16 protein-coding genes and 1 pseudogene are annotated in these 20089 nt (G+C 58.2%); 9 read left to right on the forward strand and 8 right to left on the reverse strand.

Features of this window, described 5'->3' with window-relative positions; genetic code table 11:
* Nucleotides 1-220 precede the first annotated feature (220 nt).
* Nucleotides 221-1489, forward strand: a complete 1269-nt coding sequence (gene zigA, locus SJQ66_RS02585) for a zinc metallochaperone GTPase ZigA (RefSeq protein ID WP_036012233.1) — start codon at nucleotides 221-223, stop codon at nucleotides 1487-1489.
* A 190-nt stretch (nucleotides 1490-1679) separates the two neighbouring features.
* Complete coding sequence (locus tag SJQ66_RS02590; RefSeq protein WP_320533575.1) at nucleotides 1680-2939, forward strand: MFS transporter; 1260 nt, start codon at nucleotides 1680-1682, stop codon at nucleotides 2937-2939.
* 29 nt (nucleotides 2940-2968) lie between these two features.
* Here the strand turns inward: SJQ66_RS02590 and SJQ66_RS02595 are convergent, their stop codons facing one another.
* A complete protein-coding gene (locus tag SJQ66_RS02595) occupies nucleotides 2969-3676 on the reverse strand; it encodes a lysozyme inhibitor LprI family protein (RefSeq protein WP_320533576.1) in 708 nt (235 codons plus the stop codon).
* A gap of 413 nt (nucleotides 3677-4089) precedes the next feature.
* Between SJQ66_RS02595 and SJQ66_RS02600 the strand changes: the two genes are divergently transcribed.
* Both SJQ66_RS02600 and SJQ66_RS02605 read left to right on the forward strand, forming a co-directional pair.
* Nucleotides 4090-5064 (forward strand): glycosyltransferase family 9 protein, encoded by a 975-nt coding sequence (locus SJQ66_RS02600; protein WP_024905087.1) that lies wholly within the window; start codon nucleotides 4090-4092, stop codon nucleotides 5062-5064.
* A 192-nt stretch (nucleotides 5065-5256) separates the two neighbouring features.
* Entirely contained in the window at nucleotides 5257-5664 is a 408-nt protein-coding gene (locus SJQ66_RS02605; protein WP_051504651.1) for a YunG family protein, read from the forward strand.
* Nucleotides 5665-6003: 339 nt separating this feature from the next.
* Here the strand turns inward: SJQ66_RS02605 and norR are convergent, their stop codons facing one another.
* Nucleotides 6004-7608 carry a nitric oxide reductase transcriptional regulator NorR gene (gene norR / locus SJQ66_RS02610; protein WP_320533577.1) on the reverse strand — a complete coding sequence of 535 codons (1605 nt, stop codon included), beginning with the start codon at nucleotides 7606-7608 and terminating at the stop codon, nucleotides 6004-6006.
* Between the two features lie 169 nt (nucleotides 7609-7777).
* Here norR and hmpA point away from each other — a divergent pair, with 169 nt between their 5' ends.
* Entirely contained in the window at nucleotides 7778-8953 is a 1176-nt protein-coding gene (gene hmpA, locus SJQ66_RS02615) for an NO-inducible flavohemoprotein (RefSeq protein ID WP_046153358.1), read from the forward strand.
* A gap of 107 nt (nucleotides 8954-9060) precedes the next feature.
* On the opposite strand, the gene SJQ66_RS02620 is transcribed toward hmpA, so the two are convergent.
* From SJQ66_RS02620 to SJQ66_RS02645, 6 genes and pseudogenes are all read right to left on the reverse strand, one after another.
* Entirely contained in the window at nucleotides 9061-10380 is a 1320-nt protein-coding gene (locus tag SJQ66_RS02620) for an MFS transporter (protein WP_046153319.1), read from the reverse strand.
* Nucleotides 10381-10482: 102 nt separating this feature from the next.
* Complete coding sequence (locus SJQ66_RS02625; RefSeq protein ID WP_024905092.1) at nucleotides 10483-11214, reverse strand: ribonuclease activity regulator RraA; 732 nt, start codon at nucleotides 11212-11214, stop codon at nucleotides 10483-10485.
* 45 nt (nucleotides 11215-11259) lie between these two features.
* Nucleotides 11260-13032, reverse strand: a pseudogene (gene araD / locus SJQ66_RS02630) (L-arabinonate dehydratase).
* Between the two features lie 235 nt (nucleotides 13033-13267).
* Complete coding sequence (locus SJQ66_RS02635) at nucleotides 13268-14524, reverse strand: lactonase family protein (protein ID WP_081765123.1); 1257 nt, start codon at nucleotides 14522-14524, stop codon at nucleotides 13268-13270.
* A 94-nt stretch (nucleotides 14525-14618) separates the two neighbouring features.
* On the reverse strand, nucleotides 14619-14882 hold the full coding sequence (locus SJQ66_RS02640; RefSeq protein ID WP_024905095.1) for a hypothetical protein: 264 nt from the start codon (nucleotides 14880-14882) through the stop codon (nucleotides 14619-14621).
* Nucleotides 14883-15166: 284 nt separating this feature from the next.
* Entirely contained in the window at nucleotides 15167-16042 is an 876-nt protein-coding gene (locus tag SJQ66_RS02645; protein WP_157685157.1) for a GntR family transcriptional regulator, read from the reverse strand.
* A 451-nt stretch (nucleotides 16043-16493) separates the two neighbouring features.
* Between SJQ66_RS02645 and SJQ66_RS02650 the strand changes: the two genes are divergently transcribed.
* From SJQ66_RS02650 to SJQ66_RS02665, 4 genes are read left to right on the forward strand one after another with little or no spacing between them, the layout of a single operon-like run.
* Nucleotides 16494-17396, forward strand: coding sequence for an ABC transporter permease (locus tag SJQ66_RS02650; RefSeq protein WP_024905097.1), 903 nt, complete (start codon nucleotides 16494-16496; stop codon nucleotides 17394-17396).
* The gene (locus SJQ66_RS02655; protein ID WP_036012238.1) at nucleotides 17369-18166 is read left to right on the forward strand and encodes an ABC transporter permease; all 798 of its coding nucleotides are present in this window, start codon (nucleotides 17369-17371) and stop codon (nucleotides 18164-18166) included. The genes SJQ66_RS02650 and SJQ66_RS02655 overlap by 28 nt, the downstream gene beginning before the upstream one ends.
* A 44-nt stretch (nucleotides 18167-18210) precedes the next feature.
* Nucleotides 18211-19284 (forward strand): ABC transporter substrate-binding protein, encoded by a 1074-nt coding sequence (locus tag SJQ66_RS02660; RefSeq protein ID WP_320533578.1) that lies wholly within the window; start codon nucleotides 18211-18213, stop codon nucleotides 19282-19284.
* 1 nt (nucleotide 19285) lies between these two features.
* Nucleotides 19286-20086, forward strand: a complete 801-nt coding sequence (locus SJQ66_RS02665) for an ABC transporter ATP-binding protein (protein ID WP_024905100.1) — start codon at nucleotides 19286-19288, stop codon at nucleotides 20084-20086.
* Nucleotides 20087-20089: the final 3 nt, after the last annotated feature.

Raw genomic sequence — 20089 nt, forward strand, 5'->3', positions numbered from 1 at the left:
GTTGCCTATGGCATCTTAAAAATTCGTAAGGCAGACCAGCGCGTGATTGTTTCTCGACGCACGTCAAGCGAATGTAATAATATAACATTTCATTACGCTGACAATTATTTTCTTGGCCACCACGCGCGCGCATGGTGGCGGTGCTGCCACAAACCGTTCTCTCCTTACTAAGACCATGTCTTCTACACAGCATCCCCGCCGGTCATCCGGTGCCGCGACAATGCCAACACCGCTTACGGCTGATATGGCGGCAGCAGACCTGCGTCTGCCGGTAACTGTTTTATCCGGATTCCTCGGTGCGGGGAAAACTACCTTGCTGAATCACATCCTGCATAACCGCGAAGGGCGTCGTGTCGCGGTTATCGTCAACGATATGTCCGAAGTCAATATAGATGCGGCTGTCGTGCGCGGCGATGTGGTGGCTGCCCGGTCGACCGAGGCAGCGGAAGCACTTGCAGACGGCACCATGCCTGCGGTGAGCCGGACGAGCGAAAAGCTGGTGGAAATGAGCAACGGGTGCATCTGTTGCACACTGCGCGAAGATTTGTTGGTCGAAGTGGGGCGCCTTGCGCGTGAGGGACGTTTCGATCAACTGGTAATCGAGTCAACCGGGATCTCCGAGCCGTTGCCGGTTGCGGAGACTTTCACATTCGCCGACGAGCAAGGTGTGAGCTTGTCCGACATCGCGCGGCTTGACACCATGGTCACGGTTGTCGATGCGTGCAATTTCCTGCGCGACTATGCGTCGATGGACAGCTTGCGTGCACGCGGGGAGTCGATGGGAGAGGATGACGAGCGGACCGTCGTGGATTTGATGATCGAACAGATCGAGTTCTGTGACGTACTGGTGGTCAACAAGCTGGATCTGGTGGATGACGCGCAGCAGTTGCAATTGATCGGCATCTTGAAAGCATTGAACCCGCGCGCCCGAATTGAGGCGGCCCAGTTCGGACGCGTGGCGCTGGAGAAGGTGCTGGACACGGGGTTATTCGATTTTGAGGAGGCGAGCCGCGCGCCGGGATGGTTGCAGCAGTTGCGCGGTGAACACGTGCCGGAAAGCGAGACGTACGGCATAGGCAGTTTTGTTTACCGCGCGCGGCGGCCGTTTCATCCAGAACGTTTCTACAACACACTACAACGCGAATGGCCGGGCGTGGTGCGTTCAAAAGGGTGGTTCTGGCTGGCCAGTCGGCCCACGCTGTGTATGTCGTGGTCCCAGGCCGGTGCGGTCTGCCGTCACGGCGAAGCGGGATTGTGGTGGGCAGCCGTGCCGCGCGAGCAGTGGCCCGACGATGCCGAATCACGCGCGTCGATCGATGCCGATTGGGAGGCCGACGTCGGTGATGCCCGACAAGAGATCGTTCTGATTGGCACCCATCTCGATCAGGCCGGACTGCGCGCGATGTTGGATCGCTGTCTGCTCGACGATCGCGAGATGGCGAGCGGCCCGCAAGCGTGGCTGACCTATCCCGACCGATTCACCGGATAGTCGGCGGGACTTTGCTGTAGTGGCCTGACGTTGCTGAACGTCACGGATATCACATCCGCATCGATCCTGGCTCGCATGAAAGTAGCCGCCGCCGTGACGCGGCGCCGCAGTACAATCATGGAAGGTTTTTTTGATATATACGCATCGCGTTTAGCGAGGGCGTGATCTTTCACTTCCAAACGGTTGTTTCATGCGAGAGCAGTTGGATGGCGGCACCCGTGCGATGGCATTGCTTCGTCACCCCGCATTCCGTCGATTCTGGTGCGCTCGTGCACTGACGTCGCTATCGTTTCAGATGCTGTCTGTCGCCATTGGTTGGCAGATGTATGCGTTGACGCATAGCGCGTTCGCATTAGGCATGGTCGGCTTCTGTCAATTTCTGCCGATGTTTCTACTGACCTTCGTCGTTGGGCATGTGGCGGATCGCTACGACCGGCGACGCATCGCTGCAATCTGCCAGGCGCTCCAAGGCGTTGGCGCGGGTGTGGTCGGCCTTGCGAGTGTTGCCGGGTGGCTCACGCCAATCGGTCTTTTCATGCTTGCCGGGTTCGTTGGCGGCGTTCGCGCTTTCGAGTCACCTTCGCTATCAGCGCTTCTGCCGCGTCTGATCGAACGGGCGCAACTCGCTAGTGCCACGGCGTTTTCCGCATCGGCGAATCAGGCGGCGCAAATTCTGGGACCGGCATTTGGCGGCTTGCTGTATCTGGCCGGTGCTCCCACCGTATACGCGGTCTGTTGCATGTGCTTTTTCGGGGGGGCAATCTGTGTCGGCGGCATTCGCACCTATCAGGGATCGGCGGTGGCGGCAAAGCCGAAGTTCACGCTGGCGTCGCTGTTCGGTGGGCTGTCGTTCATCCGCCGCGAGAAGGTGATTCTGGGGGCATTGTCATTGGACTTGTTTGCCGTCCTGTTCGGCGGTGCGACTGCGTTATTGCCCGTTTATGCGCATGATGTTCTGCACGCCGGCCCGATCGGTCTGGGCGCGTTGCGCTCGGCGCCCGCGGTAGGGGCGCTGCTGGGTACGATATGGCTTGCGCGGTCTCCCTTGCGCGACAGGCCCGGGAGGACGATGGTGATCGGCGTAGGCGTTTTTGGCGTGGCGACGGTCTTATTCGGCATATCGCATGACTTTGTGCTGTCGCTAGCGGCGCTATTCGTGTTGGGACTGGCCGATACGATCAGCGTCGTTGTGCGTACGGCGCTGGTGCAACTGCGGACACCCGATGACATGCTGGGTCGCGTCAGCGCAGTGAACTCACTGTTTATCGGCACATCGAATCAATTGGGCGAATTCGAATCAGGCGTTGCTGCCGCATGGCTGGGCACGAAGGCGGCGGTGATATCCGGCGGCATTGCCACCCTGGTCGTGGCGGTGCTGTGGCCGAAATTGTTTCCGGCATTGTATCGGACGGGATCGCTCTATGATCGACCGAAGAATGATGCTATCTGATTGATGCGATTCTGCAGGGTGTTACTGTATTAGAACCCGACGAAAATGCCTACCGTGCGTGCGGTAGTCCGTCCACCCTTGTTGATAAGACGAAGACCCGGCGAATCGTCGGTCGTCGATGTCGGAGACGGGAGCGCGGGTACCGAAGCCCAATTGGTTGGCGGCAAAGGCAAGATGTCATTGCCTGTCACGGTATCGATGAATCTTCCCGTCACGCCGATCGGCATCACGCCTTTAGGCCGGCCCTGGAAATTCGGGGGCAGAGGCCCCACTGGTGCCTGCGTAAGGTTCACCTTTTCTACCTTTATCTCGGATTCTCCCACTGCCGTCCCGGCCGAATGCGAAAGAGACGCTGCATTGCTCCCGGACACGCTAGTCGTCATTCCGAGCGTTCGTTTTGTCTTCACCATACCATTTTCGCTTTTTATGATCGGCGAGGACGCAACGGTGGCATTCGCTCCTGCGCTGCTGACGATGTCCGCTTCCAGTTCCGCGATTCGGCGCTGGTACCAGTCTTGAACACATCCATTATCTCGGCAATGCGTTTGTCGCCACCGCCACTCATGATCACGAACCGCCGCGATCGCACGTTTATCCACGGCTGTGGCATAGGCCGTCGCGTAGCGCGACGCCAAGGTATCGTCCAATGCAGATAGGTGCGAGTCGCGACAAACGGCCTTCTCGGAAAAGGACGCGGCGTTATTGCAGTTGAAACTGGCAGCGTGCACCGACGTCATGAGGAGCACGCCAAGGAGCGCGCCGATGCATCGTACTGGAACAGCAATTGGTGAGCCGTGTGTCATGGTGATCGACCTTGCCGGTTGCGCGTGGTGTGTATCTATGTGTCGCTGTAAAAGCGATTTTTTAGTGCGCCGTTCACTGGCCTCGCTTTTCGCGTTGTCTCGGGCGATTGCCAGTCGCCCGCCGAGTCAAGTTTTTAGTAGACGCTAGTGTCTATTATTTTATATTTAGACAATATTGTCTAGTCCGTGCGCGACGCATCGGACCCGGTCACTTGCTGCCGTGTGCCGTTGCTTGTTGCTAAGTTGCGACGACATTAAATGTCTGACCCGGAAAGGCGACAAATTGGTCTAATATATTTCTAGACAATTTTGTCGCATTGAAGCGTGCGGACGGGGGAAAAATGTCAATGACACGTGCTTTGGATCGATCGCTCGATAAACCGTTCGAGATGGGGGCGAAGTATGTGTTCGTGATGTCGCCGCGTCTCGGCGATTCGCTGATTTCGATGGTGATCGTAGAAAATTTTCTGCGACGCGGCCACTTCATAAAAGTCATCAGTGATCAAATTCATGCGTTGCGACAGTGGTTTCCAACGGTCGATGTAATGCCCGTCCCGGATGAAAAGGACATGCCTGACGCTTTTCGAGATTGCGATGTCATTCTCCATGCCTATGACGCGGACAGATTAGCTGGCACGCCGGAGGGGCCGGCACGGGTCGTGGTGATGGACGAGTGGCCCGTATATCGACAAGTAAAGAACATGGTCGATATCCAGATTGATATTTGCAGGGAACGCTTTGGTATTTCAGATGCGATTCGTTCGAACGGCATGAAAGTGCCTGATCAGCGACGATCGTATCGCGACTCGAATCTTGTATTGATCCACCCCGTTGCGAGCGATCAGCACAAGAGTTGGCGGCCGCAGCGTTTCGTCAATGTGGCGCTTCAACTGCAGCGCCGCGGTTTTTCCCCTGAGTTCCTTGTGCCGCTCTCAGCGTTGTCGGATTGGCAATGGGTGATCAGCTATGGCATTCCGCTGCGCGCTTATCCATCGTTGCATGAGGTAGCTGAACGCGTTGCGATGTCGGCATGGGTGATAGGTAACGATTCAGGCATCGGGCATCTGGCCTCCAGTCTGGGCATTCCAGCCGTTTCCCTGGCCATGCGTCGGAGTATTGCAAAACGATGGCAACCGGGCTGGGCGCCCTCGACGGTCATCGTGCCGCCGCAACTGATGCCTGGACGGTTTTTAAAAGAGAAAACGTGGAAATACCTTCTCATGCCGTCGCAGGTACTTACCGCTTTTGATCGACTTCGGGAGGAATGTGCGGCTAGGGCGTCGGCGATGCGGCTGAATTCCGCAGGCACGCTTGCAGAGTAGCGCCGTGCCGCGTGAACAGAGGGATGCGATAGGGCCGTGTCGTCATTGCATTCCGCCGGTGTTATATGATGACGTGCTTTGCATTATTGCTTGGCACCATGCATTTGCCGATGGAAAGTGGGATATGGGCATACGGTGATACGCCTGGTTTTTATTGGCAACGTTCTTACTACCTATCAGGAGCGCGCCGCGATGCAACACGACGGTACAAGAATAGACGCGGGATCGACGGCCGAAGCGTCTAAGCGGGTCTTTGCAACGCCGCTTGCGCTATATCGTGTTTTAAGGCGGCTATGGGCGGCTGATACGGCAAGCCCGTCAGGTGCGTGGGCGTTGGCAAATCCCGCTCGGAATCATTGCAGTGTCACCTCGCTGCTCGTACAGGATCATTTCGGTGGTGCGTTGCTGAAAACGCGGACTAGCGGTGGTACCCATTTCTACAACGTGATTGATGGAACCAAATGGGACCTGACTGTCTCGCAATTCGCTGAACCGATTCCCTATGAGGACTTGCCTGCCACGCGGGACGAGGCACTCGGCGATTGTTCCGTTGCCAAATACGAGTTGCTCGCCGGGCGCTTGACAGCGGCGATGGGATAAGCGTTGCGCGGAAAACTGGAAGCCAGCCTGCATATTATGAGATAAGTCCGTGCGCCGCACGGCGTTTTCGCGGCGTGATGTAAGCGTGGCACTTGAGCGATCTTGCTGTACATTCGGCGGCGAAGACGCTTTTTCTAAAATTGTCGGGGTGACGGCCTAGTGCGTCGATCAGTAAATCTCAGGTGACATTCGCTGCAGCAACTTTTCCACAGGTGCAGTGGATAACTCGGACGTTCAACAGTAAAAAATGCCGAAAAATCAATGGGCCTACCGGTCGCGTTAATTTTTAGTCATCGCTTCGTAACAGAACATTTCACAAAATGTCTTGCGTGGAAGAATTTATTTGAGCTGTAGCCGTTTTGCCAATCGATTCAAGTTTGCGCGGTCGATGCCAAGCGTGCGGGCCGCATCCGCCCACTGCTGATCGTGGCGAGCCAAAGCCGCGAGTACCGCGCGTTTTTGAAATGCGTCGGTCGCCTCGCGTAGTGACATGCCAGCCGCTATTTGATTGTTGGTAAAGGCGTCGACGCAATCGTCGGGAAGTGCTTGCTGAGGCGACCGGTTATCTTCACTGGCGACGTCACCTGCCCGCCCATCGATATCCAGTTCACTTACGTCAATGACAAGCATCGACGGACGCGCTACGGCATGGCGTGTTGCACGGGACAGCGACTTCAGTGCCGCCCGGCCAATCATATGCTCAAGTTCACGCACGTTGCCGGGCCAGTCATGGCGGAGAATGATTTGTTGCGCCGCCCGGCTCAGCCTGATGCTTCGTAGACCTAACCGACTGCGGTTATCTTCGAGGAAATAGCCGGCCAACAGCAACGCATCATGACCCCGCTCGCGCAGTGCCGGTACATGCAAAGCGTACACGGCAAGCCGATGAAACAAATCTGCACGAAATCGTCCCGCCCTTACTTCGATGGCCAAATTACGATTTGTCGCCGCAAGCACTCGGACGTCTACCCGATGCTCTCGATCGGAGCCAAGGCGTTGTAACTGACCTCCTTGCAATACCCGCAACAGTTTGCCTTGGATCGAGAGCGGCAGTTCACCCACTTCGTCGAGGAACAAGGTTCCCCCGTCCGCCAAGTCGAATTTTCCGCGACGGTCGTGTTGGGCACCAGAGAACGCGCCGCGGACATGTCCGAATAATTCACTTTCGACCAACGACTCCGGTAGCGCGGCGCAATTCAGGCTTACCAACGGTTTGCCTTGACGCAGCGACCGCCCATGTAGCATCTCGGCGACACGCTCCTTGCCCGTACCCGTCTCGCCGGTAATCAATACAGTCAAGTCACTCGGCGCAACGGTGTCAATCTCTTCCAAGAGAGCGTGAAACGCGCGGCTCTGACCAAGCATGCCAGGCCGACGTTGCGCGAGCGCGGCTTGACGATAAAGCTGTGCGGCCTGCTGCTCATCCACGACACGCTGTGCCAACGTGGCAATACGTTCGTTGACGAGGACCGTTGCAGCGGCCAATGCGGCGAATGCGGCCAATGTTTCCAGGTCCGCGGCATCGAATCGACCCGCGTTCAGTGCATCGAGCGTCAATACGCCCCACACCGTGCCGCCGCCATCGATCGACAGACGGCAGCCGACGCAGTCGTGTACAGCCAGTCCCACACCGCTATCGATCAATCCGTCATAAGGATCGGGTAACGCACTGTCAGGCGCAAACCGATAAGGGCCCTCAAAGTCGATCAATGTTCGGAGGCGGGGATGCTGGTCGAGCGGGAAATGGCGTCCCATCGTGTCCGGACTCAACCCGCGAGTTGCCACCGGTGTGAGCGTTTCGCCCTCGCGTCTTAACAGTGCAATCGCATCGCATGGAAGCAGTGCGTACAGTGCGTCGAGCAGACGCGAGAAACGATCGTGTTCGCTCAGTTCCTTCGTCAAATCTGTTATCAAGGGCAATAAAGTTTTGAATAGGAGCGTCATTGCGAGGTGTAGTCAAAAAGACTGCATAAATGCATTCTTGGTCATAAAGACCACGTTACATGGTTGGGTCAATATGACTATATTACATACAAGTTGCTGAAATATATGAATTTATATTGTGGCACGGTCTGTGTTTATGACATGCATACAACCATTCAGGAGAATGACAATGCTGACTCCAGACCAACGCGACATCGTCAAGGCGACTGTGCCTCTACTGGAAACCGGGGGCGAGACGCTTACGCGGCATTTTTACGAAATGTTGCTACGTGAACATCCGGACGTTCGTCCGTTCTTCAATCAGGCGAACCAAGTGGATGGTGCTCAGCAACGTGCACTGGCGCGGGGCGTTTTGATGTACGCCCGGCACATCGACAACCTTGAAGCGCTCGGGCCGCTGGTGTCGCAGGTCATCAACAAGCATGTATCGCTGCAGATACTGCCGGCACATTACCCTATCGTCGGTGCCTGCTTGCTACGCTCGATACGGGAGGTGTTGGGTGCGGAAGTCGCGACCGACGCGGTTTTGGATGCATGGCGCGTCGCGTACGGACAATTAGCGGATGTCCTGATACAGGCTGAGGAAGCGCGCTACCATGCGAATGACACGGCGCCTGGAGGATGGCGCGGCGCGCGCCGCTTCGTGATCTCGAAGAAAGTGCCGGAGAGTAGCGAAATTACATCGTTCCATCTCACGCCCGACGACGGGCTGCCGGTATTAGTGCACGCGCCTGGGCAGTACATTGGTTTGGTGCTTGATATAGAAGGTCAATCGCACCGTCGTAACTATTCGCTTTCCGCCGCGGCGGATGGACGGCAACTACGCATCAGTGTCAAGCGTCAAGCCGGGGGTATCGTATCGACGCATCTGCACGAGCACATGCAGGTAGGCGATGTGCTGAACGTGTTTCCGCCATCGGGCGAATTCGTTTTGCGAGATGCGGCTCGACCATTGGTGCTGTTGACCGCGGGAGTAGGGATCACCCCGGCTATTGCGATGCTTCAGGCGGCCCCAGCCGATCGTGAGGTTATCTTCATTCACTGCGCGAGGAATGGCGCGGTACAGGCATTTGATGCATGGATTCGGGAGCATGGCGCCGGGCGCAGCAACTTCCGCTATCATGTTTGTCTGAGCGACCCCGCCGACTGTGACAAAGCTGATGCGCGAGGCATGCTCGATCTCGATAAACTGGCTGGATGGTTGCCCGCGTCCCGCGATATCGACGTCTACTTTCTTGGTCCTGTCCCCTTCATGGCAATGGTGAAGCGCCATCTCACCGTTCTCGGTGTACCGGAATCACAGGCATTTTTTGAATTCTTCGGTCCTGCGGCACAGCTCGCATAAGGCCACGTGCGTTGCCAAGGGGCGCCTTGAAAAGCGAAGCGCGATGCGTCGCGACGAAACGTGCCGTGCCATTGGTTCCACAGTGCAAAGCGGCGGCGTCAATAGCGCTAACTGGTGGGCAGGACGCCGCGCCCGCGGCGGATCAGCAAGATCGCCGTGACGATCGCGAAAATCATCAGGCATGTGGCAGGCACTAGCATAGGCGCCTTCGCGCTGCCGCTGACTTGGCGCACCCACGGCACGATATTTTGCGCGATGAAGCCGCCGATATTGCCAAGCGAATTGATTGCTGCAATTCCCGCTGCCGCACGCGCACCCGTCAGAAACCGCGGCGGCATCGTCCAAAACAATGGCAACAGCAAATAGAGGCATGGTGCGCCAAGGCATAACGCGACGAAGCGTGAGGTATTGGTAGGAAGGAACACGCTACCCAGAAAGCAGATCATGCCGAGAATTGCCGAAATCAGCATGGCCGGCCCGATGCGATCTCGGCCATCGGTCTTCGCCCGCAGCCTTGAAGGAACGGTGGCCAGAATGATCGTCGCGAGCAACCAGGGAGCGACGTTCAACATGCCGTTGGTGGTATTGCTGACACCAAAGCCCTTGACGAGTGTCGGTAGCCAGTAGGCCACACCGTACACAGAGATGGATAGCATCATGTAATAAAAGGCCATGCCGATCACCCGTGCCTCGGTCAGCACTTGCCAGACATGCACGTCCGTTGTCTCGGCTTGCCGAACCTGCGCGCGCTCGGCTTCCAGAGTTGTTTCAAGCCAGCGTTTTTCTCCCTCACTGAGAAAGCGTGCCCTTGCCGGCGATTCAGGCAGGCAGTACAGCACCACGACGGTCAGCAGAACCGATGGCAGGCCGGTCACCACGAATACCAACTGCCAGCCCTCCAGGCCCAGGAAGCCGCCCTTATCCAGCAGCCAACCGCAGATTGGCGCGCCAATCATATTGCCCATGCTGCTACCCAGCGTGAAGTAGCCAAGCATGCGCGCACGGGATTGCGACGGGAACCACAGGGTCAGGTAATAAATAACGCCCGGATACAGTCCGGCTTCCGACGCGCCCAGCAGGAAGCGCAACACATAAAAGGTGGTGGCGCTTTTGGTGAAAGCGAGCAGGATCGTCACCACTCCCCATGTGAACATGATGCGCGCAATCCAGCGCGCCGCGCCGTATTTGTGCAGCATCACATTGCTGGGTACCTCGAACAGTAGATAGCCGATGAAGAACAGCGACGCGCCCAGTCCATAGGCGGTCTCGCTCAACCCCAGGCTGCCAAGCATTTGCAGTTTGGCAAAGCCGATATTCGACCGATCAAGGTAGGCCACCAAGTAAAGCAGCCCCAGCAGCGGCATTAGCCGCAATGCCAAGCGATTGATCAAACGTCGGGCGTCAATCTGCGGAGTGGCGGTGTTCACAAAATCTCCTGCACGATGAGGGGCGCGACTCCCTCGCTTATGGACCACGACGATTACCGTCAAAGCCGGGGCGTATCTGCGCCAGCGGTGCTGCCGCGTGGATCAGCGCTGGGTCTTCCAGACTTGGTAGGCTGCCAGTGTTTCGTCGTTAGGCGGATAGTTGCCCCGCAAGGGCCGACCTTCGGCGATCCGCGACGTAATGAACGCCTCCATTAGTTCCTGCTCGCCGGCATCTCGTGCGACCTCTTCCGCCATTTCACGCGGGACGATCACGACGCCGTCGACATCGCATACGACAATGTCGCCCGGATACACTGCCACGCCTCCGCACGCAATCGGCACGTTCTGGTCGACCGCGTGATGCCTGGCCAGATTCAATGGCGCACTGGCGCCGGCGCACCAGAGCGGTAGACCCAATTCAGCGATCGTGCCGCTATCGCGCACGGGGCCATCGGACACCATGCCTGCCACACCGCGTTTTGCCAGGCGCAATGCCAGAATGGACCCGACCGAGGCGACCGATGTTTCACCACGGCAATCCTGTACCAGAATGCTTCCTGGCGGTGCGCTTTCCACTGCTTTGCGTTGCGGATGATCCGGGTCCTGGAAAATACCGACGTGATCGATGTCTTCGCGCGCGGGGATATTGCGCAGCGTAAACGCGGGTCCGACGACATTGGGTGTGCCCGGCGATGGCGGCACCAAGGGGCGTACCCCTTGCAGGAAGACATTGCGCAAGCCACGCTTGAACAACTGCGTGGTCAGCGTTGCGGTGGAGACATGACGCAGCTGTTCTAGCGCGGCGTCGCTGACGGGGATATCGGATGAAGTCATGGTGTTGTTCGGTTGAATGAGCAGGTCGCCAATCGGGCGGTAGTCTTAATGGATTTCTGGCTCATCGCGTGCGCCGTGTTGCAGCATCTCGTCGGTCGGGATGGCCGTTACTTTCACGGGTTCCTCCAGGAAATCGAAGTCGCATCCCTTGTTCGCTTGGGTGACATGGATTTGATGCATCACGCCAAAGCCGCGCTCGAACGGGCGCTTTGGCGCGACCCAGGCTGCACGGCGAGTAGCCAATTCGGCGTCGCTGATGTCCAGATGCAGACGCCGCTTCTCTACATCCAATTCGATAATGTCGCCATCCCTGACGAGCGCCAGCGGACCACCGACGAATGATTCCGGTGCCACATGGAGCACGCAGGCACCATAGCTGGTGCCGCTCATCCGCGCGTCGGAGATCCGCACCATATCGCGCACGCCTTGCTTCAGCAGCTTTTGCGGGATGGGTAACTGGCCCCACTCCGGCATGCCTGGTGCGCCAACGGGTCCGGCATGCTGCAGCACGATGACCGAATGTGGGGATACGTCGAGGTCATCGTTGTCGATGCGTGCGGCCATGTCGTTGTAGTCCTTGAAGACCACGGCAGGTCCACGTGCCTTCAATAGATGCGGTTCAGCCGCCGCCGGTTTGATGACCGCACCGTCGGGCGCCAGGTTGCCGGTCAATACGGCAAGGCCATCGCGTTCGAGGACGGCATTGTCACGTTTGCGTATCACGTCGTCATCATGGATGTCGGCGCCGGCGATGTTGTCGGCAAGTGTCTTGCCATTGACGGTCATCTGCGTACCATCGATCAGATCGCCCAATTCCACCAGTAGTGCCCTCAGGCCGCCGGCGTAGTAAAAGTCCTCCATCAAATATTTGCCGGCTGGGCGCAGGTTAGCCAGCACTGGCGTGATGCGGGACAATTCATCGAATCGCGATAGCGTCAGTGGAATGCCGGCGCGCCGCGCGACGGCGACCAAATGGACGATCGCGTTCGTCGATCCGGACATCGCCAATACCGTGGTGATCGCGTTGTCAAATGACTTCGCCGTCAAGATGTCGGATGGCTTCTGATCAGTCCAGACCATTTCGACGATGCGCTGACCCGTCAACGACGCCATCTGTGCATGGCGCGAGTCCGGCGCCGGAATCGAGGAGTAGCCCGGCAGGATCATGCCTAATGCTTCGGTCGCGCTGGTCATGGTCGAAGCGGTACCCATCGTCATGCAATGACCGGGGGAACGCGCGATACCGCTTTCGATGCCTTTCCATTCATCCTCGGTGATATTACCGGCGCGCAGGTCAGCCCAGTATTTCCACGTATCGGAGCCGCTCCCCAATGTCCGGCCGTTCTAGTTGCCACGCAGCATCGGTCCCGCAGGCAGATAGATGGTCGGGAGATCCATGCTGATCGCGCCCATCAGCAGCCCCGGCGTGGTCTTGTCGCAGCCGCCCATCAACACACAGCCATCGAACTGATAAGAACGCAGTACTTCTTCCGCTTCCATTGCCAGGAAGTTGCGATACAGCATCGTCGTTGGTTTCTGGAATGGCTCGGCGAGCGTCATCACCGGCATTTCCACCGGGAAGCCGCCGGCCTGCCAGATGCCACGCTTGACTTCTTCAACGCGCTGTTTGAAGTGGGTGTGGCAGGAATTGACTTCGCTCCACGTGTTCAGGATCGCGATCACCGGCTTACCCATGTAATCGGTGGCGTGATAGCCCATCTGCGCCGTTCGCGACCGATGACCAAATGATCGCAGGTCATTGACGCCGTACCAGCGATAGCTGCGGAGGTCCTCAGGCTTCTTTCTATTGGTGGTCATAACATGTCTGTCTGGCGAGGAAGAGAAGCGATGGTAGCGTTACCATTCCATATTGATAAAGGTGGCATATGTCTTCACCGATGGTCGATGGTATCGCTACCATCTCGAAATGTCGTTGGGGGCTTTCCCTGATCGGGCGCGGTTCACGGAAGAATCGGCGTGGTCGTGAGGGCGTTCAAATTACGTCGTAGCGGGCGATCGGTGCCGGTGCCCGCATTGCCACACGCCCAGCCTGTTACCGCGGCGCGAGGATCTCGATCCAGTTTGCGCCGCGTCCGCCTGGCACTTGCGCCACGCGCTGCAATGCGCCGTCTTCCACGTTGATACGGTAAACACTCACCAATTGTGAGCGTTCTCCGCAGGCCACGAGGAAACGACCTTGCGGATCGATACGAAATCCACGGGGCTGCGTCTCGGTATGCGCGGAATGGAAGTAATCAATGGCCGGTTCGGCCGTATCGTTCCCCATCGCATGCGCATCGGCGCGGTGACGATAGCCAATCAATTGGCTTGTCGTGCGTTCCGATGTGTACACGAAGCGTCCATCCGGCGACACGTGGATATCGGCGGCCCATACGTCGCCTTCGCGGGAGGTATCGGGCACCGGTGCGAATGTATGCGCCCGCGTCTGTTCGACATGGTGATCCTCTGGCGGCAGGCACGTTGCCGGACGCGCCGGCCCCTTACTCGCATATTTGGCAGGTCCACGCGCCGCCCCAGGATGAAGGTGTGAAATCGCGTCGGGTATCGGCGCAACCTGAACGTCGCCGAGCGCACCGCTATCGGGGTTACGCGAAACAGTCGCCAGTGTGCCTTGCAGTTCGCTCAATACCAAGAGACGTGTTTCAGACGCACTTAATCGCAGATGCCGTGGGCCGAAGCCTGCCGGTAGGGTGACAGTAGGGCCCGCTTCCAGGGTTAGCGTGGGATAGGTCTGCAATGCGAATGCATGAATGGCGTCATCACCTAGCGCGGCGATATAGAGGTCTCGACCATTCGCGGAAAACACGGCCGAATGCGCGTGGCCGATGTCGCCGACGACCTGTACCGGATCACCATGACCATTGACGATATCGGTCACCCGATAAAGCACGATGGCATGTTGATGATAGGAGGCGCCGACCAGATAGTGTCCCGACGGGTCCACGGTAAGGTAGGCAAGCGGATGCGCGATGGGCGTATGGTGCAGCAATGAGAAGGGTTCGGCCGCGTCGACGCCCGCAAAGACTGCAATGCCCGCGCCACCGGCCTTTGGCCCCTTTGTGACCGCGAACACGTAGCGTCCGTCGGGACTGGGTGCCAATGCCGAGACGGCATCGCCCGTTTCCAGGCTGGCCCTCGCCGTCAACGCACCCGTCTCACGATCCATCCGATAGACTCCGATCGCACCATCGAGTGCGTTCGAGACCAGCACATAATAAGGCTGGCCGCCCATAGGAGACGCAATGTCGATGGCGGCTGTAGCGGGGGAATCAGGGGCGGAATGGATCATTGCGTAATGGGTCGTTGAGGCCAAAATAGACGCGGTATGACCCTAATCTACACCCAAACCTCGCCCCTGTCCCTCCCGCGCCTATGTGCGGCAATTACCAGCCGCGGTGGTAATCGCGCCATTCTTCGCGACGCCATTGCTCATGGCGCCAAGCGCGTTCTTCATGCCAGCGGCGTGCCCGCCAATCGTCATTGTAGTAGCCGTAGCGGACCGGTACGGGAGCGGCATACACAGGCGCCGGCGCTGCGTACACGGGAACGCCCACGCCAATCGCCACATCCACGTGTGCCGACGCGGCGGTGGATGCTGCCAGCACGCCGAGACCCAGCACCGTGCCGATGATTGCCTTCTTGTTCATGCTTTTTCTCCTGTGATTCCGTGCCGCGCTGTCGGCAGTATTCACACTGCTTTTTCGCGTGGCGATGATCGGAAGCCGTCCTGGCGTGTCGCATCGCGGAGAGATCGCTGCTTGACGTCACACCATCTGGTTTCGATGTGAAGCCAGTGTAGAGCGGCACTTCCGTCACAGGTGCTACGGCATTGCGAGATGAGTAACCTTACGTAACGTTCCTGAATGAGTGGCTGGTGCCAAGTCAGTGCGGATATGTCATACGGTTTGGCGCATGAAGTGATTCGGGTACTTCACCGATGCCGCGAACGGTCGTCACTTTGGATGACCTGGTAATCGATGTGGTACTCGGCGCGATAGCACGATTCACCACAGATGATCGGTTCACCGTCTTGATCGTGCAGCGTGTAGTCACGAATCAGAAGCGCGCTTCCCAATGCCACGTCAAGATGACTCGCGGTGATCGCATCGGCGACTTTAGCGCGAATTTTTCCAAGAACCTGACGGACCGGTCTGCCAAGTTCCTCGAGCATCTGATGGATCGAATGCGTGTGCAGCATGTCGACTGTCATCGATCGACCGATCGCCAACGGAATGACGCGTATTTCAAGGCTGGTCCGCTGTTCCTCGACTAAACGCAATCGACGTAATTCGAACACCTTTTCTACTGGTGACCGGCGAAGGGCCGCGCCATCCGCCTCTCCCATCGCGCGCATCGTGAATCCGAGCAACTCATAGTCGACCCGACCGTTTTCGCTTGCCAGCGTGTCTTCGAAGGAGGTGACCTGCGTCAAATGCAACGGGGCACTAATCGAGCGAATCGAAACGAAGCTGCCACTGCCTGGTCGCCGGATAATCAACCCTTCATAAGCGAGTTGCTGCACCGCTCTGGCCACGGTTGCGCGAGCCGCCTGAAACTGATCGCATAAATCCGACTCGGTGGGAATCTGATCCCCCTCGCGCAAGCGGCCGCTGGCGATTTCATTCCGGATGAACTGTTGGATGCGCGCATACAACGGCTGACGTCCGCCGGAGTTATCGGAAGACGGTGCAATCAGCCTGACGGGCGCAGGGCGATTGTCTGAGACATCCAATGCACCAGGCCCCAGCCCCGCGTCGCTGGCGGCATGGGGATCCGGAGGAAAAGGGTGCGAATCGGAGGTTGTCATTAAATGATCAATCAAACAGACAATATTTTCGGTCGCTGCCGCGCTTAGATCACCTTGCCGAAAGGCGATTGCCGCGGCATCCAAATAAGTCGACTATGCTATTTTTCAATCAGATAGGTCAATGCATTATCAATAATAATGCAGCACTATGCCGGACAGTAATAAGTTCCGTCAATCGCGCATTTTTTTCGAGATGATATGACGTAATATGCAACATCATCTATTCGACTAGCCAGTACCGAACATTGAATGATCGTGGCATCACGATGGATGCGCACGTTATTTTTGCGGCAATGTGGCGCGATTACCTGTTCCGCTAGCGTGTAATCGACGTGGAGCGATCGGGATTGCGGTATTGTTGACCGAGCTTGCGTAGGTGCATGTAGCATCGACGGGCGATGAATTGCTTACGTCCCAGCGGTGGGATTGCAAGAGAGGAAAGAATTCCGGAATGACCGAGCGCGCAACGAAGTCGCATCATCCCAAGGGACGACTCGTCCCATCTCGCACTGGTGGCGATCGCACCGTTGCCGACAACATGGCCCCCGAGGGGGAAACACGCGCTTGCGCAGTGCCGAGATCCCCACGCGGTCGCCCGTCGGCGTCGCGGATGCCCGCGGCACTTGGCGCTGCTTCCGTCGTATCGGGATTGTTCGTATGGGAAGCAGTTGCCCGGACGCAATCCGCCGTCTTGCTGGCATCCCCGATGGCGACGTTGCACAAACTAGCGGCCACGATTGGCGACGGTTCGCTTCCGGCCGCGCTGTGGGCCTCGATGGGGCATATGGCGCTAGGGTACTTGATCGCCGTGCTCATCGCGGTGCCTGTGGGATTGGCGATGGGCCGATCGCGCACCGTGCATGCGTTGTTGGATCCGGTCGTCACGCTGATCTATGCAGTGCCCAGCGTCGCGTGGGCACCGTTCATCATGATCTGGTACGGGCTGTTTTTTAAGGCACGTGTCGCATTGGTCGTCATCATGTGCGTTTTCGACATGATCATCGTCGTGGATGCCGGGGCGCGAGACGTCAGTCCTCGGCTGCTCGATGTGGGGCGCGCCTACGGTGCGCGACGGTGGCAATTGATCCAACTGGTGTTGTTGCCCGCATGCCTGCCTTTCTTGTTGACCGCGTTGCGGATTGGTGCGATTCGTGCGGTCAATGCGATGATCACCGCTGAGTTGTTTCTGGCGACGGTCAACCTCGGCGGTATTATGAAGCAGGCTTCTGCCCGCTTCGACAGCGCTGGCGTTCTCTCTGTATTGGTCGTGCTGGCGTTGCTTGGACTGGTGGTCCAGGAAGGATTGCTATTGATCGAGCGGCGTGCGTGCCGCTGGCTTTCGCGGAGTGCATGATGGGTGTGACGCGCATTCCGTCGTGGATATTGAATACGCTGGGCATTTTGTTGGTATGCCTGTTGTGGCAGGCTGCCGGTGCCGGACTTGGTGATGCCCTGCTGGCCACGCCAAGCCAGGTGCTTGGTACGTTGCTGCACGATACCCTGCGTGATGGCACGTTTTGGCGCGGTCTTGGCGAGATGGTCTGGCAGATGCTGATCGGCTATGTACTGTCCGTCGTCATCGGCATTCCATTGGGGATTGCAATGGGCCGGATCCACGTCGTTCGCGCCGTCGTCAAACCGTGGGCCGCCATGTTCGTGGTCACCTCCGCGGCCGCCCTGGTGCCGTTGTTCATCGTGATGCTGGGTCGCGGTCTGTTGATGACGACAGCGATCGTATTCGTGGTGACGGTCTGGTATGTCGTCCTGACGATGTCGGAGGCGGCCCGATCCGTATCCCCAAAATCCATTGATGTCGCCCGCGCCTACGGGGCGACCCGGTTGCAGGTGTTTCGCTACATCTTGTTGCCGGCACTCCATCCGCATACGATGATTGCTATGCGCATCGGCCTGACGCACGCACTGCGCGCGATGGTGACGGCGGAAATGTTTATCAGCACCGGTTTTGGCAAACTGCTGAACGATGCCGGGCTGGACTTGACCACGGCGCCGTTGTTCGCGCTGATTGTTGTTTTGATGGTGTGCAGTGCGGCCGCCACCCGTCTGCTGAAAGCGCTCGCTGATTGGAGCGCACCGTGGTACGCGGCGGCGCGGCGGAAGCGTTGAAGGGCGGCAGAAGTTCACAATTATGCTACGGGAGGAAGTGTGCGATGTTCGATTCGATAAGTCGTCGGCAGATATTGCGTTTGGGTGTGGGCGGTGTCGGGAGTGTGGTTGCCTCGGTGGCGGGGTTGTCCGCCGGCCTGGGGGTCAGTCCGCGTGCGTTCGCCGCGGATGGGCGCGTGCTGAAGATCAGCACGCTGGCGGCGTGCTCCGCGGTCAACGTTCCCATGCAGTGGGCCTTCCGTACGCTGCTTCCCGAGACGGCCGGCTATGCGGTGCCCGATGTCCAGTTCACCGCGAAGATTCCGCAGATCGTGCAGCAAGTGATCGCGGGTACTTCCGACCTGGGTGATGGTGATATCGCTTCGACCTTGGCGGCTGCTGAAGCGGGCGCCGATATCAAGATCATCGGCCTCTCGTACAATAACTGCTCTCAGGTGGTCGTGGTCAACCAGTCGAAGGTAAAGAGTCTGGAAGCCATCGCCGAGAACGGTGGCACGATCGCGGTCAGTGGTATCGGCGACTTCATGCAGGTCATGCTGCTGGGCGCGCTGGAGAGGCGCAAGATCGATGCGAAAAAAATCAACTTCATCGAGATGGGCAGTTCCGGCGATCGTGCGCGCGCGTTGCTCGCCGGGCGGGTTGATGCGGTGCCGATGCAATTGGAGCAGGCTGCTGAGCTGCAGAAAAAAGACGCAAACTTTGTCATTCTGGTAAAGCCATGGGAAGAGTTTGGTAATTGGTACAGCGCCGTGCTGATGGCAACGTCAGCGTGGCTGAAGAAACCGGAAAACCAACGCGCCGCTGTGGACGTCATCAAGGCTGGCCTGACCGCTTTCCGCAAAACCGATGCGGACTTCGCGTGGTATCAGGCCGAGACGGCGAAATATGCTTCATCGAAAGATCTGAAGACGGCTGACGAGGCGACGTTGAAGCCGGTATGGACGACGCTGACCACCACGATGAATGCATTTCCTAGAAACATGGAAACGCTCACCGCCGACCAGGTTGCGAAAGTGATTCCTTATTACAAGTCGGCCGGCGCACTGCGCGGCACGGTTGCTTTACACAAAGTGATCGATCGTACTTATCTCGACCGTGCGTTAAAGGAGCTGGGTTGATATGGCGCAGCTGACCGTCTCCAGCATCTCCAAGGCCTACAACGGTAACCCGGTACTGGTATCGCAGTCTTTGGAGGCGGCAAGCGGTGAGTTTGTCGCGTTGCTCGGGCCGTCCGGCTGTGGCAAGTCGACGATGCTTCAGATCATCAATGGTCTGGTGCGGTCGGACAGTGGCCGCGTGGTGCTGAACGGTGAAGACATCACAGGGAAGACGGGAACCGGGCGCGGCATGGTGTTCCAGGGCGCCGAGTTGCTGCCATGGCGCTCGGTCATCGACAACGTTGCTTTCGGCCTTGAAATAGCGGGCGTGGGGAAGGCCGAACGGCGCGAACGCGCGGCGGAGTATCTACGACTGGTCGGCTTGGCGGGATATGAAGAAGCCTGGCCGCATGAGTTGTCCGGTGGTCAGCAGCAACGTGTGGGCATCGCCCGCGCGTTCTGCATTCAGCCGACGTTGCTATTGATGGACGAGCCATTCGGCGCGCTGGATGTGCAGACCCGGGACGGGTTGCAGGAAGAATTGATGCGGATTTGGGAGGCGGAGCCCAAGACAGTCCTTTTCGTGACTCATGGCATTGAGGAGGCGCTCTATCTGGCGGATCGCATCCTGGTCTATAGCCAACGTCCGGCGCGCGTGCTGCGGGAAATCATTATGCCGTTTGCGCGCCCTCGGCGCGGCGATGTGAAGCTGGACCCGTCGTTCCTCGCGTTGCGCAAGGAAATTGCGGATCTCCTACGCGAGGATGCAAGCGCTGAACGGCGCGCCGCGCCGGATGCGGTCATCCATGACGGGACGCATTGATGG

The organism is Robbsia andropogonis, from assembly GCF_034047095.1.
Classification (GTDB): domain Bacteria; phylum Pseudomonadota; class Gammaproteobacteria; order Burkholderiales; family Burkholderiaceae; genus Robbsia; species Robbsia andropogonis.